The sequence below is a fragment of the Haemophilus sp. SZY H68 genome, from assembly GCF_018829685.1.
Taxonomy (GTDB): Bacteria; Pseudomonadota; Gammaproteobacteria; order Enterobacterales; family Pasteurellaceae; genus Haemophilus; species Haemophilus haemolyticus_K.
On sequence record NZ_JAHKKB010000001.1, the window covers coordinates 669,771 to 686,768 of the forward strand.

The window sequence follows — 16,998 nt, forward strand, 5'->3', positions numbered from 1 at the left end:
CAATCAAGGCGTTTTTTTATGCCTGTCATTCGGCAGGTGGTTTTTTTACGACTCTTTACGGAGAACAAACAAAAATGAAAAAATTCGCAGGTTTAATTACTGCAGGCTTAGTAGCTGCAACTTTAACTGCTTGTAATGATAAAGATAGCAAAGCTGAAGCTGCAAAATCTCCGGCTACTGCCAATGACACCGTGTACCTCTACACATGGACTGAATACGTACCAGATGGCCTTTTAGATGACTTTACCAAAGAAACTGGCATCAAAGTTATCGTTTCAAGCCTAGAATCAAATGAAACGATGTATGCAAAACTCAAAACTCAAGGTGCTGCTGGTGGCTATGATGTGATTGCACCATCTAACTACTTTGTTTCTAAGATGGCTAGAGAAGGCATGTTAATGGAGCTCGATCACAGTAAATTACCTGTTATTAAAGAATTAGACCCTGATTGGCTTGATAAACCTTATGATAAAGGTAACAAATACTCTCTCCCACAATTATTAGGTGCACCAGGTATTGCATTCAATACCAACACTTATAAAGGCGCTCAATTCACTTCTTGGGCTGACTTGTGGAAACCTGAATTTGCAAACAAAGTTCAGTTATTAGACGATGCACGCGAAGTATTTAACATCGCTTTATTGAAAATTGGTCAAGATCCAAATACTCAAGATCCTGCCATTATCAAACAAGCCTATGAAGAATTATTAAAACTACGTCCAAACGTACTTTCTTTCAATTCCGATAACCCTGCGAACTCTTTCATCTCGGGTGAAGTTGAAGTCGGTCAATTATGGAATGGTTCTGTACGTATTGCTAAAAAAGAAAAAGCACCTTTAGACATGGTATTCCCGAAAGAAGGCCCGGTACTTTGGGTTGATACTCTAGCAATTCCTAAAACCGCTAAAAACCCAGATGGTGCACATAAACTTATTAACTATATGTTAGGTGCTAAAGCTGCAGAAAAATTAACCTTAGCAATTGGCTATCCAACAGCTAACTTAGAAGCGAAAAAAGCATTACCAAAAGAAATCACTGAAGATCCAGCGATTTATCCACCAGCTGATGTATTAAAAAATAGCCACTGGCAAGATGACGTTGGCGATGCAATTCAATTCTATGAGCAATATTATCAAGAATTAAAAACAGCTAAATAATTCTAATAAATACAAGTGCGGTTAAAACCGCACTTATACTTAAATCATCTAAATCCGTCTAACCTGCCAAAATGCCTTAGACCAATAAGGGTTATGCATTGAAGAATAGACAACTCCCCCTCTGGTGGAAGCATGAAGGAATTTATCTTCTTTTACATAAATCCCCACATGATAACCATTAGGGCCTCGGCCAGTTTTAAAGAAAATTAAATCACCCGTTTGAATATCTTCTTTGCGTACATGTTTACCATAATTGGCTTGTTCAGTTGTACTTCTTGGCAAACGAAGATTAAAACGATCGAAGAAAGTTTTCTGCACAAAACCGGAACAATCTACGCCACGACGTGAAACACCACCGAGCACATAAGGTGTACCCGCCCATTCATGTTGTTGTTCGCTCAACATGGCTATGGCCATAATAGGATCACCGATTTGACCTTTATAGTTCATCGCATAATCATCGTTTTGAAAGCTGGAACAAGCGAATAAAAACAGCGAGGCAGTAGCGATTAAAAATGATTTATATACTTTCATACCTTTTCATATGAAAAGTGCGGTAGAAATTCACCGCACTTTTTGTTGCTTACTATTTAGTTTTTTCTACACGAGCACGTAACTTTTGCCCTGGTTTAAATGTTACCACTCGGCGAGCAGAAACTGCCACTACATCTCCAGTTTTAGGATTACGTCCTGGACGTGAAGCTTTATTACGTAATTCAAAGTTACCAAACCCTGATAATTTTACATCATGACCAGATTCAAGTGATACCCGGACTTCCTCAAAAAAGTTTTCTACAACTTTTTTTGCTTCATTTTTAGGTAACTGATATTTTTCAATTAAATTCTCAGTAATATCAATTTTAGTTATCGTAGCCATATTAATCCCTTAATTCAGCATTAAAGCGTTGTTTTACCTCCGCTAATACTGCTGAAATCACTGCATTAATTTCTTCATCTTCAAGTGTTTTTTCATTATCTTGGACAGTCAAGCTAATGGCTAAACTCTTATAGCCTTCAGCGACGCCCACACCTTGATATACATCGAACAAGTTCACTTGCACCAATTTTTCGCCGCCTGCTTGTTTACATGCTGCGATTAATTCCCCTGCTGGTACGCTATCCGCGACGACTAAAGCTAAATCACGACGGTTTGCTGGGAATTTAGAAATTTCTTTTGCTTGCACCACATTACGTGCCGCAATTGCATTCCAAAGAATTTCAAATACAAAAGTTTTGCCATTCAAGCCAAGTTTTTGGCTAATAGATGGATGAATTGCACCAATAAAACCAATTTCTTGACCATCTAATTCAATAGCAGCAGATTGGCCAGGATGTAATGCATCAAATTGTTTTGCAACAAAACGAACTCTATTACCACCTTCTGTTAAAGAAAGTACTGATTCTAAATCACCTTTAAGATCAAAGAAATCAACAGACTCTGCTTTGCCTGCCCAATGTTCAGATTTTGCCGTTCCAGTAATCACCGCACTTAAAACAAATTCTTGACGCACGCCAAATTCAGCATTGGCATCAGGCACAAAGCGCAATCCAGTTTCAAATAAACGAACACGAGACTGTTGGCGATTTTGGTTATAAAGCACTGCACCTAATAAACCACTAATCAAAGACACTCGCATTGCTGACATTTCAACAGAAATTGGATTTGGCAATACAAGTGCTTCTTGATGTGGATGTAATAAACTTTGAATTTTTGGATCCACAAAGCTATAAGTAATCGCTTCTTGATAATCAGCATCCACAAGTGTGGTCTTAATTCGAGCTAAATCTAACTCAGATTCTTTATGCTCACGCATGCGGAGATGCGCTAATGGCGCATTGTTTGGAATGCTGTTATAACCATAAATACGCGCCACTTCCTCAATTAAATCTTCTTCGATTTCAATATCAAAACGCCAGCTTGCAGAAGTTACCGTCCAAATATCATTTGCATAAGTAACATCGAAACCAAGACGATGGAAAATTTCTGTTACGCTTTCTGTTTCAATATGATGACCTAAAAGTGCATCTAATTTACTACGGCGAAGTTGAACGGTATTGACTTTAGGAAGATGAGCTTCACTGCTTGCTTCACAAATCTCACCCGCTTCACCACCACAGATTTCAAGCAATAATGCGGTTGCGCGTTCCATTGCTTTACGTGCTAATTCAAAATCCACACCACGTTCAAAACGGTGTGATGCATCCGTATGTAAACCATATTGTCTTGCACGGCCAGCAATAGCTAATGGAGCGAAAAATGCGGATTCTAAAATCACATCTTTCGTTTCGCTATTCACGCCACTGGCTGCACCACCAAAGATTCCTGCCATTGCTAAAGGACCATTTTGGTCGGCAATTAATAAAGTATTTGATTGAAGTTTTGCTGTTGAGCCATCTAATAATACTAATTCTTCACCTTCTTTTGCGAATCGAACTTGAACAGGTTGCGCAACTTTAGCCGCATCAAACGCATGCATTGGCTGACCAAGCTCAAGCAAAATATAGTTAGTAATATCAACAATAGGATCAATAGAACGAATACCACAACGGCGCAATTTTTCTTGCATCCACATTGGCGATTCAGCCTTCACATTAACGTTTTTCACCGCACGCAATAAATAACGCGGGCAGGCTTCTGGTGCTTGTAAATCAATTTGAACTTTATCAGAAATTGTTGCGGGAACCGCTTCAAAGTGCGGTTGATTTACTGGCTGTTTATTTACCACACCAATTTCACGCGCAATACCCGCAATGCTCAAACAATCCGCACGATTTGGCGTTAAGCTAATTTCGATGGCATTATCGTTTAAACCTAAATATTCACGTAAATCTGTACCGATTGGTGCATCAACTGGCAGCTCAATAATACCGTCTGCTTCAACATCAATACCTAATTCAGAAAATGAACAAAGCATTCCTTCTGATGGTTGACCGCGTAATTTCGTTTTCTTAATTTTGAAATCGCCCGGTAATACCGCACCTTCTGTTGCACAAGCGACTTTTAAGCCTTGACGACAATTTGGTGCGCCACACACGATATCCAATAAACGATCACCACCTACGTTCACTTTAGTTACACGTAATTTATCTGCATCTGGATGTTGTGCACATTCCACTACTTCACCAACAACGACACCATTAAATTTACCCGCAACGGTTTCCACGCCATCTACTTCTAAGCCAAGCATGGTAATTTGCTCGCATAATTGCTCGGTGGACACCGCAGGGTTCACCCATTCTCTTACCCACTGTTCACTAAATTTCATTTGTTGTTATCCTTTTAATTCAAATCCGAGAAATTACTTAAATTGTTTTAAGAAACGTAAGTCGTTTTCAAAGAACGAACGTAAATCTGTTACGTTATAACGTAACATTGTTAAACGCTCAACGCCCATTCCCACGGCAAAACCAGAATATTCATTCGGATCAATACCAACGTTACGCAACACATTTGGGTGCACCATACCGCAGCCCAACACCTCTAACCATTTACCGTTTTTCCCCATCACATCCACTTCGGCTGAAGGTTCTGTAAACGGGAAATAAGATGGACGGAAACGTACTTGTAAATCTTCTTCAAAGAAAGCGCGTAAGAAATCGTGCAATAAACCTTTCAATTCTGTGAAATTTGCTTTTTTATCCACATAAAGTAGTTCAATTTGATGGAACATTGGCGTATGCGTTTGATCGTAGTCATTACGATATACACGTCCTGGAGCCATAATGCGAATTGGTGGCTGCATTTTTTCCATAGTACGAATTTGCACGCCAGAAGTTTGAGTGCGGAGTAATAATTCTGGATTAAACCAGAAAGTATCGTGATCGGCACGTGCTGGGTGATGTTTAGGAATATTTAAAGCATCAAAGTTGTAATAATCACTTTCAATTTCAGGGCCATTTTCAACTGAAAAGCCAAGTTCTGAGAAAAATTTTGTTACGCGATTAATCGTCATAGTGACTGGGTGTAAGCCACCTGTTTCAACTTTGCGACCAGGTAAACTGACATCAACACGTTCTTTTTCTAATTTTGCGTTAAGTTCAGCCTGTTCCCACTCCGTTTTTTTTGCATTTAAAAATTCTAACGCAGCTTGTTTTGCTTCGTTAATTTTTGCACCCATAGCCGGACGTTCTTCTGCTGACACATTACGCAATTCTTGCATTAATTGAGTAAAATGCCCTTTCTTACCAAAATATTCGACACGGATTTCATCCAAAGCCGTTAAACTTTTATCCTGAATGGATTCAATCGCTAATTTCGCTTTCTCAACAAGCTCGTTCAGATGTTGCATAGTTTCCCCTGCTTCTCTTTTCTCTATAAAATAAAAAACCGAGTAATGATAATACCAAGTACTTAAAAAGTAAAAGAATAATACGAAAAATCATTGGTTTATCAGATGATAATATTTAAAGTATTTAAATGTTGACTCAAACTCTAAAAACAAAAATTGTGATCATCTTCTCATTTTTAATGTAAAACCAAGTTATATAGTAGGATTTTCATTAACTTAAGCGTATGATAAGCGTTATCATTCTCAAAATTAAGGGGTTTATATGAATGATCCACAAAAACGATATAACACTGCTACTTTATTATTTTTATCTTTAATCGGAATCCTCCCATCTCTTAGCCAAGCTGAGTCGATACGTCAATTAGACACAATTAATGTTAATGCTTCATCAGATGATATAGCATTAAAAGGAAAAGATTCCATTTATAGCAAAAACAACGTAACAGAATATAAAAGCAAAAAAGAAATTGAAACTTATCATTCTCAATCTGTATCTGATTTATTAAGTGGTATTACAGGCGTCTATAGTGGCGATGCGCGTAATGGCGGTGCGATTGATCCAATCATTCGAAGTTCTTGGGGGCAAGGGCGAATTCCTGTATTAGTTGATGATACTGAACAAGCGATTACCGTTTGGCGTGGTTATTCTGGAGTAAGCAATCGTAACTATCTTGATCCATTTTTAGTGAGTGAAGTGAATGTGGAAAAAGGCCCAAATTTAGACCGCACTTTGCGCTCTGGGGCGGCAGGCACGATTCGTATGTCGACGCTAAATCCTAATGAGATCATTAAGCCTGGCAAAAAATGGGGTATTGAACTTAAAACGGAGACAGCCAACAATTCCATTAAGGCTCATCCTTATGAAGGTGTACCTATTGGTCAGGATTATCGACTTGTTTCACCAGACGGGCGTGCAGAATTAGCTGAATGGGCGTTGTATTTTAAAGATGATGATCGGATTAGCCCAAGAAAAAAAGGCAGAAACAAACCTTTACACGATAATGCCGTACGTTTGGCGTTAGCCGCAAAAGATGATGGTTATGAAGTCTTAGGGGCGTATGCTTATCGCAACAAAGGCAATTATTTTGCTGGTAAACGGGGAGGGAAAAAATACGGTGAAGGAACAACTGGCCCGCTTGATTTAGATAAAAACTCCGATGACCCTTATATTCCACTCATTGCTCGAATTTATAAACCGGGTGAAGAAGTACCAAATACATCTTATGAAAGCCGATCTTGGTTATTAAAGGGGAAACTCCACTTTAATAAATATGCTTCACTTTCTGCGAACTTCCGAGACACGCAAATAAATTACGGCGACATTATGCCTTCCCGACTTGGCTATAACTATGCTGCGCGTAATACCGTCACACAATGGCCACTAGCAGATGTAAAACAAAAAACAGGTAATGTTGAGTTTTCCTATAACCCGCCGGATAACAAATGGCTTGATTTAAAAATAGGTGTATGGGCAGTAAAAAATGATACGGCAACTAATACATCGGGCGGCTCACCGGGTGATGTACTTTTTAGTGATTATAATACTCAACTGATTGGTACTTTATCTCAATTTGATCTCGCAAATGAGTTTGGTGATAAAGCCTATGAATTAGATCAAGTGAAAGATCCCGTTGAATATAAACGTATAAAAGATCGTTTTTACGAAATTTTTAATAGCAAAATAAAGGAATATATGAAAAATCCTAAATTTAAAAATATTGATGGGATTTTTAATACTCAACCCGCGCAAGTGCAATTTGCCCGTGATAATCATATGGGAATAACCTTTAGCAATGTCACGGAACTAAGTCCAAAACTTCGTTTAAGTGTCATGACAAATTATCGTCGTGAAACTTTAGACAGTACCAATGTTTATGAACTTTGGGATAAATATCAACTTACTGCATTTAATCAATACGAGACTGATGCTAAAATAGAAGGGGAAAATTATACCTGTGTGGAAGGCGATATACATGGTATTTGCCGAGTATCAAACACTGCTCGTTCAGGAAATCGAAAAGGCAACCGAAATGAATTTAATGCAGGCTTCAAATTTGAATATTCACCAACCGATTGGTTATTACTGACTGCTGGGATGAAATATACCCATTACAAATCTAAAGATCGCGGTTTGCAGGAAAAAATTGCACACTTAAAACAGGAAGAGGTATTAACCGAATCACGTATTCCATTTACAGTAAGAAAATTGAAGCAAGTCGCCCCTAAAATAACACAAGACTATATAAATTTTGAAAGGAAAAATGATTTAATAATTTCACTTCAGGAAAAATTTAAAGAATTATATCCAATACCTGCTGATGATTCACCAGAATTACAAAAATGGCTTGATGATCGTGATGAGTATGTTGTTTCACATGGCGGGACTCCAACCACAGATGAGGAATATGATAGTTGGTCACAGCTCAGTGGTGATAAAGGTGAATGGGATCAATCTGCAACGCAGACCATTTATTGGGAACGAGACGAATATGGTAATTTTTCTGTTGAGCATTTTCCGCTTACGGATGGACGCATTACAAAAGAAATGTTAGAAAAAAAAGTAATCCATCCACAAACTGGGAAAGAAGATTATTTATATGACATTAGTACTGATTTTTCCGGTTCGCCAGAAAAAACACCAGTAACCAAAGAACAGTGGGAAAAAATGAAAAAGGCGGAGCGTAAAGATCACGCTTGGGCACCTTCCTTTAGTGCTACCGCATTTTTAAGTGATAACGCCAGAATTTATGTGCGCTATGATGAAACCAAACGTATGCCGAGTATTTTTGAAGATACCATTGGCTATTCCATTGATATTCTCACGCCGCTCTATAAACGTAAACCGGAACACAGCAAAAATATTGAAGTGGGATATGTGCATGATTTACGTGGTTTCTTCCCAAGTTTACGCCGTGCGGATATTCGACTAAATTGGTACAAAAATACCACGAAAAATATTTTTGACCGTGATATTAATTATGAGATGAAGCAGTTTGATAAACGGATTTTAGAAGGTGTAGAATTATCCGCTCGTTATGATCAAGGTCGAATCTTCGGTGATATCGGTATTAGCTACAACATCAAAAATAAATTCTGCGATAAAAGTTCAGCAATTCGAGATGTTGGTGGTATAGGTGATATACATACATTTGAAGCCTATCCTGAATGCGTTAATGGTGGTAATGAAAACGGCTACTTAAAAAATGCCATTTTGCCGAAATACAGCATTACCTCAAATCTCGGTGTACGTTTCTTAGATGAGCGATTAGAAGTTGGCACCCGTATGGTATATCACACTAATGTGAAAGAAACTCGTAACAAATCTTTACGTGATGCAGGCTGGTTTGCCAATAGCAATAACAACCCACGTTGGCAGCCAGTGTTCTTGGTTGATGCGTATATGAACTACAAAGTGAATGAGAATCTTGCGCTGTCATTGTCTGCGACAAACTTAACTGATCGTTATTATCTTGATCCAATGACTCGTTCATCTATGCCAGCGCCAGGAAGAACCATTAAATTTGGTTTAACAAGTACATTCTAACCATATATGGTTTATCATACTAAAAATGGAATAACGTTATCGCTATTCCATTTTTTCTTATTACCAACAAAATCGTTCATTCACAAAATTTTCTGACCGCTCTTTTTGCCATTTTTCTTTATTGTTTGGATTGGCAAAAAAATGTGCTTGTTCCTGTAAACGTTGAACTAATTTTTCTTCTGCTTCTTTTAACGCTTTTCTACGATCTGCAAATTTTGCGGACAATGTTGGTAAGAAAATAACTTCATAAGGATGCGTAATTGTCCATTTCACCGCATTTTCGGCGGCACGACTTTGTTTATCAAAATTGCAAAACGCATAAGCATTAATAAACTGCCCTACAACATGGCTGAACCCTGTATTATCCTGCACCGTTTGTTTTGGTAAATCCAACACATAAAGTGCGGTAATCAAACGGTTTTGTCCACGATAAAACCAAGTAACAGCTTCATCTCTTAATCCAAAATCGTACGCCCGCGCGGCTAACGTGAACATCGTCATTGGTGAAATGCGAGCCGGATTTTCTTCTACAAATTTCACCGCACTTTCATAACCTTTTATCGTATTTTCACGTAGCATAGGATCGATTTCTTTATGTACAAATACATTTTCTGCTTTTCCATTTTCAGCAGAATAATAAGGTTTAATATAAACATCCACCGTCTTCACTGGTTCTTTGCTAATAGAACTACAAGCCGTAATAAAAAGTGCGGTTATAAAACACAGTATTTTTAACATATGGATTTTCCTTATATAATGCCCAGCAAATTTCACTGCATTGTTATTATGAAAATTCATCTAATCTACAGTAAAACCACATTAGAATTCAATAATGAAACAAGTTTACTCGATCATCTCGAGAAAAATAATATTCATCATGAATATCAATGCCGTAGTGGCTATTGTGGTTCTTGTCGTGTGAAGATCAAAAAAGGCAAGGTATCATATAAAGATACGCCCCTTGCCTTTATTCAACCTGATGAGATTTTATTATGCTGCTGTCACGTAGAAAGTGACATTGAAATTGATTTATAAATTATTTAAATCTAATACATCGGTCATATCAAATAAGCCATTCGCTTTATTTTCTAACCATTTACCAGCACGCACTGCACCATTAGCGAAAGTCATACGACTTGATGCTTTATGGGAAATCTCTACACGCTCGCCGATATCAGCAAACCACACCGTGTGTTCCCCCACCACATCCGAAGCGCGAATAGTTGAAAAACCAATTTCATCGCGTTTACGTTCGCCTGTGATTCCTTCTCGGCAGAAGACTCCGTGAGTTTTTAAATCGCGACCTAAGGTTTTTGCGATATGTTCGCCCATAGAAAGTGCGGTGCCAGATGGCGCATCAACTTTATGACGGTGATGTGCTTCGATCACTTCAATATCGCAATAATCGCCCATCACTTTTGCTGCTTTTTCTAAAAGCTTGAAGACTAAATTCACACCAACACTGAAATTTGATGCAAACACAATAGCAATTTTATCTGAAGCGGTTTTAATCGCCGCTTTACCATTCTCATCAAAACCTGTTGTACCGATTACCATTTTTTTATTATTCGCTACGCAAAATGCAATATGTTCAAGGGTGCCTTCTGGTCGAGTAAAATCGATTAATAAATCGAATTTATCTTTTTGGCTTTCAAGATCGTCTGAAACTGTTACACCAAGTTGACCAATTCCCGCCAATTCTCCCGCATCCGTCCCGACTAAAGATGATCCTTTGCGTTCAAACGCCGCACCTAGTTCTACACCCTCCGCAGAATGAACCGCTTGAATTAATTGACGCCCCATTCTTCCGCCAGCGCCGGCGATTGCAATTTTTAATGTCATTTTACTTCCTTTTTTATTAATGAATTATTTCGTTGATGCCATTATAAACAAGCACACAACCAAAAAATAAAAATACAATACCTGCCATATTATCAATATAACGACTGTATTGACTGTATAAACGCTTGGCAATATTACGTGAAAAAATCAATGAAATCACATAAAAATAACAAAATGTTTCAACCACAATTACCATAAAAGCCAAGATAATTTGCCACATTTCAGTGATATTTACTAAGACAAGCGACATCACGCTACTAAAATACACCACGACTTTTGCATTGGATAAATTCACTAAAAGCCCTTTCACAATTTCTTTTTTAATCGTGGTTTGCTGATTAAATTTAGTATCAGAGTGCGATTCAAATTGAGCGTGTTTTTTACTGCGAGCCATTAAAAAACCGAGATATGCTAAGTAACTACCGCCTAGCAACATAATAACGCCATGTAATGCAGGAATAGTAACGAATAACACCGCCAATCCCAACATAGAAAGCATTCCCCAAAAGGCGATGCCAAGCGTTATGCCTAAAATGCCACAAACTGTATTACGACGAGAGTTACTTGCCGCCATTCGGCTTACATAGAAGAAATCTGGCCCTGGTGTCATTAATCCAAATAAATGCACAATGATTAAATTTAGCATCACAACATCCAATACTGAATAGCAAATACGACAATCACCGCATAAATTGCCGCTAAAACATCATCGACCATAATGCCAAAACCACTTTCTAGTCTTTCGTCAAAATAACGAATTGGGAACGGTTTTAAAATATCGAAAAAGCGGAATAACGCAAAAGCAGTCAAAATCCATTGCCAAGATAATGACGGTATCGACGCTAATACAATAAATACACCGACAAATTCATCCCAAACGATAGAACCATGATCGTGAACCCCCATATCTGCAGTAGTTTTTTGACAAAGGTAGCAGCCGAGCAGAAAACAAAGTGCGGTAAAAATTAAAAAGGTTTTTACGTCTAGTAAAGAAAGTAAAATCACGCCTAAAATTGTTCCAACCAAACTCCCCCAAGTACCGGGAGCAGGATGAATTAAGCCCGATCCAAAACCAACGGCAAGCAAATGAATAGGATTTAAAAGAGAGATTTTTTTAAGAGGATTATTTTCTGTCATTTTGATTCCTTAAAATGATCGAAACCACTTGAAAAAGTTATATTCACAGGTTTTCCATCCCATAAAAAACGGGTCGAAAAGTCACCGTACTTTTCAATGATTTTACCAATGCAAGTGCAAGGTATGTTCAATTTTTTCAAGCGTAATTCTAATTCATCTTTAGATTCGGGCGGTATGGTAAAACAAAGTTCATAATCTTCTCCACCACTTAAGGCAAATTGTTCCGCTTGAGTGCGATCATATTTATGCAAAATCGCGGATGAAAGAGGTAAAGCAGAAAGTTCAACTTCTGCGCCACATTGACTTCGTTCAAGAATATGCCCTAAATCAGAGATTAACCCATCGGAAAGATCAATGGCAGCATGAGCAATATCAATTAACGCCTGTCCAAGTTCTATTCTAGGTGTGGGTCTAAGATGACGTTGTTGCAGAAAAACATCATCAGAATCAACCGCACTTTTGCTCGATAAAATTTGCGTTAAACCCGCCGCACTATCGCCTAATGTGCCTGAAACATAAATTAAATCACCAACTTGCGCTTTATGCCGACAAATTCCTTTGCATTTTTCGACAAAACCTTGTGCCGTAATCGTAATAGATAAGTTGCCTTTTGTGGTATCACCACCAATTAATGTGACGTTGTATTGTTTTAACGTGTGCAATAAACTTTGACTAAATATTGAAATCCAATTTTCATCTACATTTGGCAAAGTTAATGCCAGAGAAACCCATTTGGGCTGTGCCCCCATTGCAGCAAGATCACTTAAATTTGTTGCAACGGCCTTATAAGCTAAATCTTCAGGTGAAATGATTGGTAAAAAATGTGTATTTTCCACCATTGTATCAGTCGTAATGGCAAGCTGATAATTCTCTGGCACGGAAACCAGCGCACAATCGTCGCCAATAGATAATTGAACTGAATCATCAACTAATATTTGTGGCTGAAAATATCGTTTAATTAAATCAAATTCACCCATTGCCATTTTTCACCTATCTTATAAAAGAAAAGGCACGCGTTAAAAACGCGCGCCATTTTCAATTTAAAAGGATTATTTACGCCCTAATGCTGGTGCGATTTTATCAAGTACGCCATTGATATATTTATGGCTTTCATCTGCACCGAATACTTTTGCCACTTCAATCGCTTCATTGATAACCACTTTATATGGCACATCTAACTCGAAGCGCAATTCATAAACGGCCAAACGTAAAATTGCAGTTTCAATAGGATCAAGCTCATCAAAAGCGCGGTCAATATAAGGCGAAATTGAAAAATCAACGGTTTCAATATTTTCTACTGTTTGACGAAATAATTTACGGAAGTAAGGTTTATCTACCCCATCCATATCTTGATCTAACACAAAGGCTAATTCAACTTGTTCTGCAGTATTGCCAGATACCGCCCAAGAATACAAGGCTTGAACAGTGCATTCACGCGCACGACGACGAGCAGAAGGCTTTTTCACTTGTTTTTGTTCTGTCATGATTTATGCCGCATCAATTTGTTGAATAAGATTAACCATTTCAAGTGCGGTTAAGGCTGCTTCTGCACCTTTATTACCTGCTTTAGTACCAGCACGTTCAATTGCTTGTTCAATATTTTCTGTGGTTAATACACCAAAAGCTACGGGGATTTCAGCATCCATTGCAACTTTTCCTAAACCGCTGCTTGCTTCCCCTGCTACATATTCAAAATGCGCAGTACCACCACGGATAACTGTACCTAATGCCACAATCGCATCAAATTTTTTACTTTCAGCTAAACGACGCGCAACTAATGGCAACTCATACGCACCCGGGGCACGCACGATAGTGATATTTTCATTTTTCACTTGGCCGATACGTTTTAATGCATCAATTGCACCATCTAATAAACTTTCATTAATAAAACTGTTAAAACGAGCAATTGCTACTGCAACTTTTGCATTAGGTGCTGCGACTGAGCCTTCTAAAACTTTCATATTTTTTCCTATTAAAAAATCGCTATCGTTAATTTAGTAGAGAATTCTAGCATAAAAAAACTTTTTTAAAACCAACCGCACTTTTTTATTTTCATTTTAGTGAATTTAGCATAGCATAAGCATTGTTCTCATTTTTATCTATTAAAAGGAGCAATTATGAAATTACGCACTATTGCATTAAGCCTAGCGGTATTATGTGCTAGCTCAACGAGCTTTGCTGGAATGGTTTCAACGTCATCTAATCTTGAGTTTTTAGCCATTGATGGACAAAAAGCATCAAAAGCATTATTAAAAGAAACAAAATCATTTAACATCAATGATACTGAAACACATCAAGTAGTTGTTCGTTTAGGTGATATTGTTGGTTCAGGTTCTAATCAATCTTTATTTGAATCTAGTCCTATCATTGTTACATTCAAAGGTTCCCCAGAAGATATTACTATCTCTGCACCTTCAATCCGTAGCCGCTCCGAAGGTGAAAAATTTAATAGTACACCAACAATTAATATTACTAGCAAATCAGGTAATACTATTGCAGCGAAAGTGGATGTTTTAAAACAAGAGGGTTTATTCCCTAGTGCAAACGTGGTAAACGATCTTTCTACATATAATTCCTCAGGTGCAATCGCATCTGTTGCAGCATTTTCGACTGCAGCAATACCAACCACAATGCCAATTGCTTCTGCAAGCAATGCTAAAATAAACAAAGGGAAAGTTGTTGTTCAAGGTGAGAATGTTGCAGAACAGCAACTTCAATACTGGTTCCAACAAGCAGATAAGGAAACTCAAATACGTTTCTTAAACTGGGCAAAATCCCACAATTAACGCATCATCTCGTTCAAAAAGCTTTGATGTTTGAGTACGCTTATATAGATAATAAAAGTGAGCCTTGCTGCTCACTTTTTCTATTGTAATAAGGATGAATAATGAACAACTGGTTAAATGCTAAAGTGATTGCTGCCATTCCTATTTTTATTGCTGTAAATATTGCCGCAATTAGCGTATGGGCATTTAATATCTCTCAACAGTCTATGCCTTTAATTCTAGGTATTATTGCAGGAGGGTTAGTTGATTTAGACAATCGTTTAACTGGGCGTTTAAAAAATGTCTTTTATACATTGATAGCTTTCTCTATTTCATCCTTTATTGTCCAATTAAATATCGGCAAGCCAATACAATATATTGCCTTGATGACTGCGCTTACATTTATTTTTACTATGATAGGTGCTGTTGGGCAACGCTATAGTACCATTGCATTTGGTACACTAGTTGTGGCACTTTATACTACACTAACCTATACACCTGAAATACATGAATGGTTTATCAACCCTGTCATGATTCTATGTGGTACGCTACTTTATAGTGTAATAACACTCATTGTCTATTTATTCTTTCCAAATCGTCCCGTACAAGAAAGTGTTGCTAAAGCTTTCTGTGCGCTAGGTGATTACTTAGATGCCAAATCTTATTTTTTTGATCCCGATGAAATAAATGAAATAGAAAAAAAACATCTTAATTTCGCTATGAAAAATGCAAATGTAGTTTCTGCATTTAATATTGTTCGTACAGCACTATTCTATCGTATTCGTGGTCAACATCGACATCCTCGCACACAACGAATGCTCCGCTATTATTTTGCTGCGCAAGATATCCATGAACGTGTAAATTCTACTCATTTTGATTATCAGCAAATTACTGAAAAACTAAAAAATACAGACTTAATTTTTCGTATTCAGCGCTTACTAGAATTACAAGCACAATCTTGCCGAGAAGTAACAACGAGTTTACGCCAAAATAAAAACTATCAATTCAATGAACGAGTTGAGCGCGCACTATCGGGGACATTGCACTCATTCCAGCTATATCGAGAACAACACATCCACGATAAAGATCAGCTTATTGAGATTCAGACCCTACTAGACAACTTGCAAAGTATTAACTGGCAACTTCGACAACTTACTCAAGAAACAGATGATGCTGATCATTTAGCAAGAATTCATACGGATCAAATTACAGGCTTAAAAAATATCTCTACTGCAATTTTTAGCCACTTTACCTTTGAATCTCAACTCTTCCGCCATGCAATACGTTTATCGATAGTGGTTTTTTTATGCTGTGTCATCGTAGAGTTTTTCCAATTTAATCTTGGTTATTGGATTTTACTCACCGCTGTCTTTGTCTGCCAACCAAACTATTCTGCCACCAAAACACGTTTACGCCAGCGGATTATCGGCACTTTTCTTGGCGTGGTAATAGGATCGCTTTTACCCTATTTTAATCCAACCTTAGAACTTAAGCTGGGTCTTGTAGTCCTTACTAGTACACTATTTTTCTTCTTTCGCAGTAATAATTACAGCTTCTCTACCTTTTTTATCACATTACAGGTCTTGTTAAGCTTTGATGTTATGGGTTTTAATACTTCAGCTGCACTCATGCCTCGTTTGTTTGATACATTACTAGGTTCGGCTATCTCATGGTTTGCTGTTTCTTATTTATGGCCTGATTGGAAATATTTACAATTAGATAAAGTTAGCCATAAAGCGGTTCAAAGTGATGCAACTTATCTTTTACATATTATTAGTCAACTACAATTTGGTAAAAGTGATGATCTAAAGTATCGCATTGCTCGTCGTAATGCACATCAATATGCAGCAGCACTTAGTACAACGCTTTCAAACATGAATAATGAACCTGAAAAATACAAAGCATTTTTACAACAAGGGTTTGATTTACTTAAACTGAATTATTCCTTATTAAGTTATATTTCTGCGCTAGGTTCCTATCGTGAAAAAATGAATACTCTACAACAAACTACACAATTTTTATCTGGTTTCTATCCTGTTGCCAAAAAAATTATTTATTCTCTTGAAAATATCGAAAAAATACCGCCAGATATATTTGCTAAACTCCAAAAAAACATTGAAACCCACCTAAAGGAGTTAGAGAAACAAGAAATGACAGAACAAGAGCGCACAGCATTTAGCTTGCCTTATCAGCAACTAAATTTAATCACACAATTATTGCCCGCTTTTTATGGTTATTTTCACAAAGAATACTGATAAATAGTA

The 16,998-nt window shown here is 37.5% G+C and carries 16 protein-coding genes; 5 read left to right on the top strand and 11 right to left on the bottom strand.

Annotated features, from left to right (window positions below; translation table 11 throughout):
* Window positions 1-74: 74 nt before the first annotated feature.
* Window positions 75-1,157 (top strand): extracellular solute-binding protein, encoded by a 1,083-nt coding sequence (locus KP712_RS03155; RefSeq protein WP_048953658.1) that lies wholly within the window; start codon window positions 75-77, stop codon window positions 1,155-1,157.
* Between the two features lie 48 nt (window positions 1,158-1,205).
* Here KP712_RS03155 and KP712_RS03160 read toward each other — a convergent pair whose 3' ends face one another.
* From KP712_RS03160 to pheS, 4 genes are read right to left on the bottom strand one after another with little or no spacing between them, the layout of a single operon-like run.
* A complete protein-coding gene (locus KP712_RS03160; RefSeq protein WP_048953656.1) occupies window positions 1,206-1,691 on the bottom strand; it encodes an NlpC/P60 family protein in 486 nt (161 codons plus the stop codon).
* Between the two features lie 52 nt (window positions 1,692-1,743).
* The gene (locus tag KP712_RS03165; RefSeq protein WP_048953654.1) at window positions 1,744-2,034 is read right to left on the bottom strand and encodes an integration host factor subunit alpha; all 291 of its coding nucleotides are present in this window, start codon (window positions 2,032-2,034) and stop codon (window positions 1,744-1,746) included.
* Window position 2,035: 1 nt separating this feature from the next.
* Window positions 2,036-4,423, bottom strand: coding sequence for a phenylalanine--tRNA ligase subunit beta (gene pheT / locus KP712_RS03170; RefSeq protein ID WP_215770565.1), 2,388 nt, complete (start codon window positions 4,421-4,423; stop codon window positions 2,036-2,038).
* 33 nt (window positions 4,424-4,456) lie between these two features.
* Window positions 4,457-5,446, bottom strand: a complete 990-nt coding sequence (pheS, locus tag KP712_RS03175; RefSeq protein ID WP_021035163.1) for a phenylalanine--tRNA ligase subunit alpha — start codon at window positions 5,444-5,446, stop codon at window positions 4,457-4,459.
* Between the two features lie 262 nt (window positions 5,447-5,708).
* On the opposite strand from pheS, the gene KP712_RS03180 reads away from it, so the two are divergent.
* Window positions 5,709-8,990, top strand: a complete 3,282-nt coding sequence (locus KP712_RS03180; protein ID WP_065264965.1) for a TonB-dependent receptor domain-containing protein — start codon at window positions 5,709-5,711, stop codon at window positions 8,988-8,990.
* Between the two features lie 60 nt (window positions 8,991-9,050).
* Here KP712_RS03180 and KP712_RS03185 read toward each other — a convergent pair whose 3' ends face one another.
* Window positions 9,051-9,728 (bottom strand): hypothetical protein, encoded by a 678-nt coding sequence (locus tag KP712_RS03185; RefSeq protein WP_226385877.1) that lies wholly within the window; start codon window positions 9,726-9,728, stop codon window positions 9,051-9,053.
* 48 nt (window positions 9,729-9,776) lie between these two features.
* On the opposite strand from KP712_RS03185, the gene yfaE reads away from it, so the two are divergent.
* A complete protein-coding gene (gene yfaE, locus KP712_RS03190) occupies window positions 9,777-10,025 on the top strand; it encodes a class I ribonucleotide reductase maintenance protein YfaE (RefSeq protein ID WP_044232385.1) in 249 nt (82 codons plus the stop codon).
* On the opposite strand, the gene dapB is transcribed toward yfaE, so the two are convergent.
* From dapB to ribE, 6 genes are all read right to left on the bottom strand, one after another.
* A complete protein-coding gene (gene dapB / locus KP712_RS03195; RefSeq protein ID WP_065264967.1) occupies window positions 10,020-10,832 on the bottom strand; it encodes a 4-hydroxy-tetrahydrodipicolinate reductase in 813 nt (270 codons plus the stop codon). The two genes, yfaE and dapB, sit on opposite strands and share 6 nt — an antisense overlap.
* Before the next feature lie 16 nt (window positions 10,833-10,848).
* The gene (locus KP712_RS03200; protein WP_165818752.1) at window positions 10,849-11,478 is read right to left on the bottom strand and encodes a LysE family transporter; all 630 of its coding nucleotides are present in this window, start codon (window positions 11,476-11,478) and stop codon (window positions 10,849-10,851) included.
* Complete coding sequence (locus tag KP712_RS03205; protein WP_215770566.1) at window positions 11,478-11,969, bottom strand: phosphatidylglycerophosphatase A; 492 nt, start codon at window positions 11,967-11,969, stop codon at window positions 11,478-11,480. Before KP712_RS03205 ends, KP712_RS03200 begins: the two co-directional genes overlap by 1 nt.
* Window positions 11,966-12,952 (bottom strand): thiamine-phosphate kinase, encoded by a 987-nt coding sequence (thiL, locus tag KP712_RS03210; protein WP_048953641.1) that lies wholly within the window; start codon window positions 12,950-12,952, stop codon window positions 11,966-11,968. The genes KP712_RS03205 and thiL overlap by 4 nt, the downstream gene beginning before the upstream one ends.
* Window positions 12,953-13,018: 66 nt before the next feature.
* Window positions 13,019-13,453, bottom strand: a complete 435-nt coding sequence (gene nusB, locus KP712_RS03215) for a transcription antitermination factor NusB (RefSeq protein WP_005628659.1) — start codon at window positions 13,451-13,453, stop codon at window positions 13,019-13,021.
* Window positions 13,454-13,456: 3 nt separating this feature from the next.
* Entirely contained in the window at window positions 13,457-13,930 is a 474-nt protein-coding gene (ribE, locus tag KP712_RS03220; RefSeq protein WP_048953640.1) for a 6,7-dimethyl-8-ribityllumazine synthase, read from the bottom strand.
* A 156-nt stretch (window positions 13,931-14,086) separates the two neighbouring features.
* Between ribE and KP712_RS03225 the strand changes: the two genes are divergently transcribed.
* Window positions 14,087-14,755, top strand: coding sequence for a DUF2057 domain-containing protein (locus KP712_RS03225; RefSeq protein ID WP_048953638.1), 669 nt, complete (start codon window positions 14,087-14,089; stop codon window positions 14,753-14,755).
* A 101-nt stretch (window positions 14,756-14,856) separates the two neighbouring features.
* Window positions 14,857-16,989 carry a YccS family putative transporter gene (yccS, locus tag KP712_RS03230; RefSeq protein ID WP_111407888.1) on the top strand — a complete coding sequence of 711 codons (2,133 nt, stop codon included), beginning with the start codon at window positions 14,857-14,859 and terminating at the stop codon, window positions 16,987-16,989.
* Window positions 16,990-16,998: the final 9 nt, after the last annotated feature.

Excerpts from the sequence above, each read along its gene's own strand:
- thiL (WP_048953641.1), bottom strand. The coding sequence starts at position 12,952 with ATGGCAATGGGTGAATTTGATTTAATTAAACGATATTTTCAGCCACAA.
- yfaE (WP_044232385.1), top strand. The coding sequence starts at position 9,777 with ATGAAAATTCATCTAATCTACAGTAAAACCACATTAGAATTCAATAAT.
- KP712_RS03180 (WP_065264965.1), top strand. The coding sequence starts at position 5,709 with ATGAATGATCCACAAAAACGATATAACACTGCTACTTTATTATTTTTA.
- KP712_RS03185 (WP_226385877.1), bottom strand. The coding sequence starts at position 9,728 with ATGTTAAAAATACTGTGTTTTATAACCGCACTTTTTATTACGGCTTGT.
- KP712_RS03165 (WP_048953654.1), bottom strand. The coding sequence starts at position 2,034 with ATGGCTACGATAACTAAAATTGATATTACTGAGAATTTAATTGAAAAA.
- ribE (WP_048953640.1), bottom strand. The coding sequence starts at position 13,930 with ATGAAAGTTTTAGAAGGCTCAGTCGCAGCACCTAATGCAAAAGTTGCA.
- KP712_RS03200 (WP_165818752.1), bottom strand. The coding sequence starts at position 11,478 with ATGCTAAATTTAATCATTGTGCATTTATTTGGATTAATGACACCAGGG.
- yccS (WP_111407888.1), top strand. The coding sequence starts at position 14,857 with ATGAACAACTGGTTAAATGCTAAAGTGATTGCTGCCATTCCTATTTTT.
- KP712_RS03155 (WP_048953658.1), top strand. The coding sequence starts at position 75 with ATGAAAAAATTCGCAGGTTTAATTACTGCAGGCTTAGTAGCTGCAACT.
- KP712_RS03205 (WP_215770566.1), bottom strand. The coding sequence starts at position 11,969 with ATGACAGAAAATAATCCTCTTAAAAAAATCTCTCTTTTAAATCCTATT.
- nusB (WP_005628659.1), bottom strand. The coding sequence starts at position 13,453 with ATGACAGAACAAAAACAAGTGAAAAAGCCTTCTGCTCGTCGTCGTGCG.
- pheT (WP_215770565.1), bottom strand. The coding sequence starts at position 4,423 with ATGAAATTTAGTGAACAGTGGGTAAGAGAATGGGTGAACCCTGCGGTG.
- KP712_RS03160 (WP_048953656.1), bottom strand. The coding sequence starts at position 1,691 with ATGAAAGTATATAAATCATTTTTAATCGCTACTGCCTCGCTGTTTTTA.
- dapB (WP_065264967.1), bottom strand. The coding sequence starts at position 10,832 with ATGACATTAAAAATTGCAATCGCCGGCGCTGGCGGAAGAATGGGGCGT.
- pheS (WP_021035163.1), bottom strand. The coding sequence starts at position 5,446 with ATGCAACATCTGAACGAGCTTGTTGAGAAAGCGAAATTAGCGATTGAA.
- KP712_RS03225 (WP_048953638.1), top strand. The coding sequence starts at position 14,087 with ATGAAATTACGCACTATTGCATTAAGCCTAGCGGTATTATGTGCTAGC.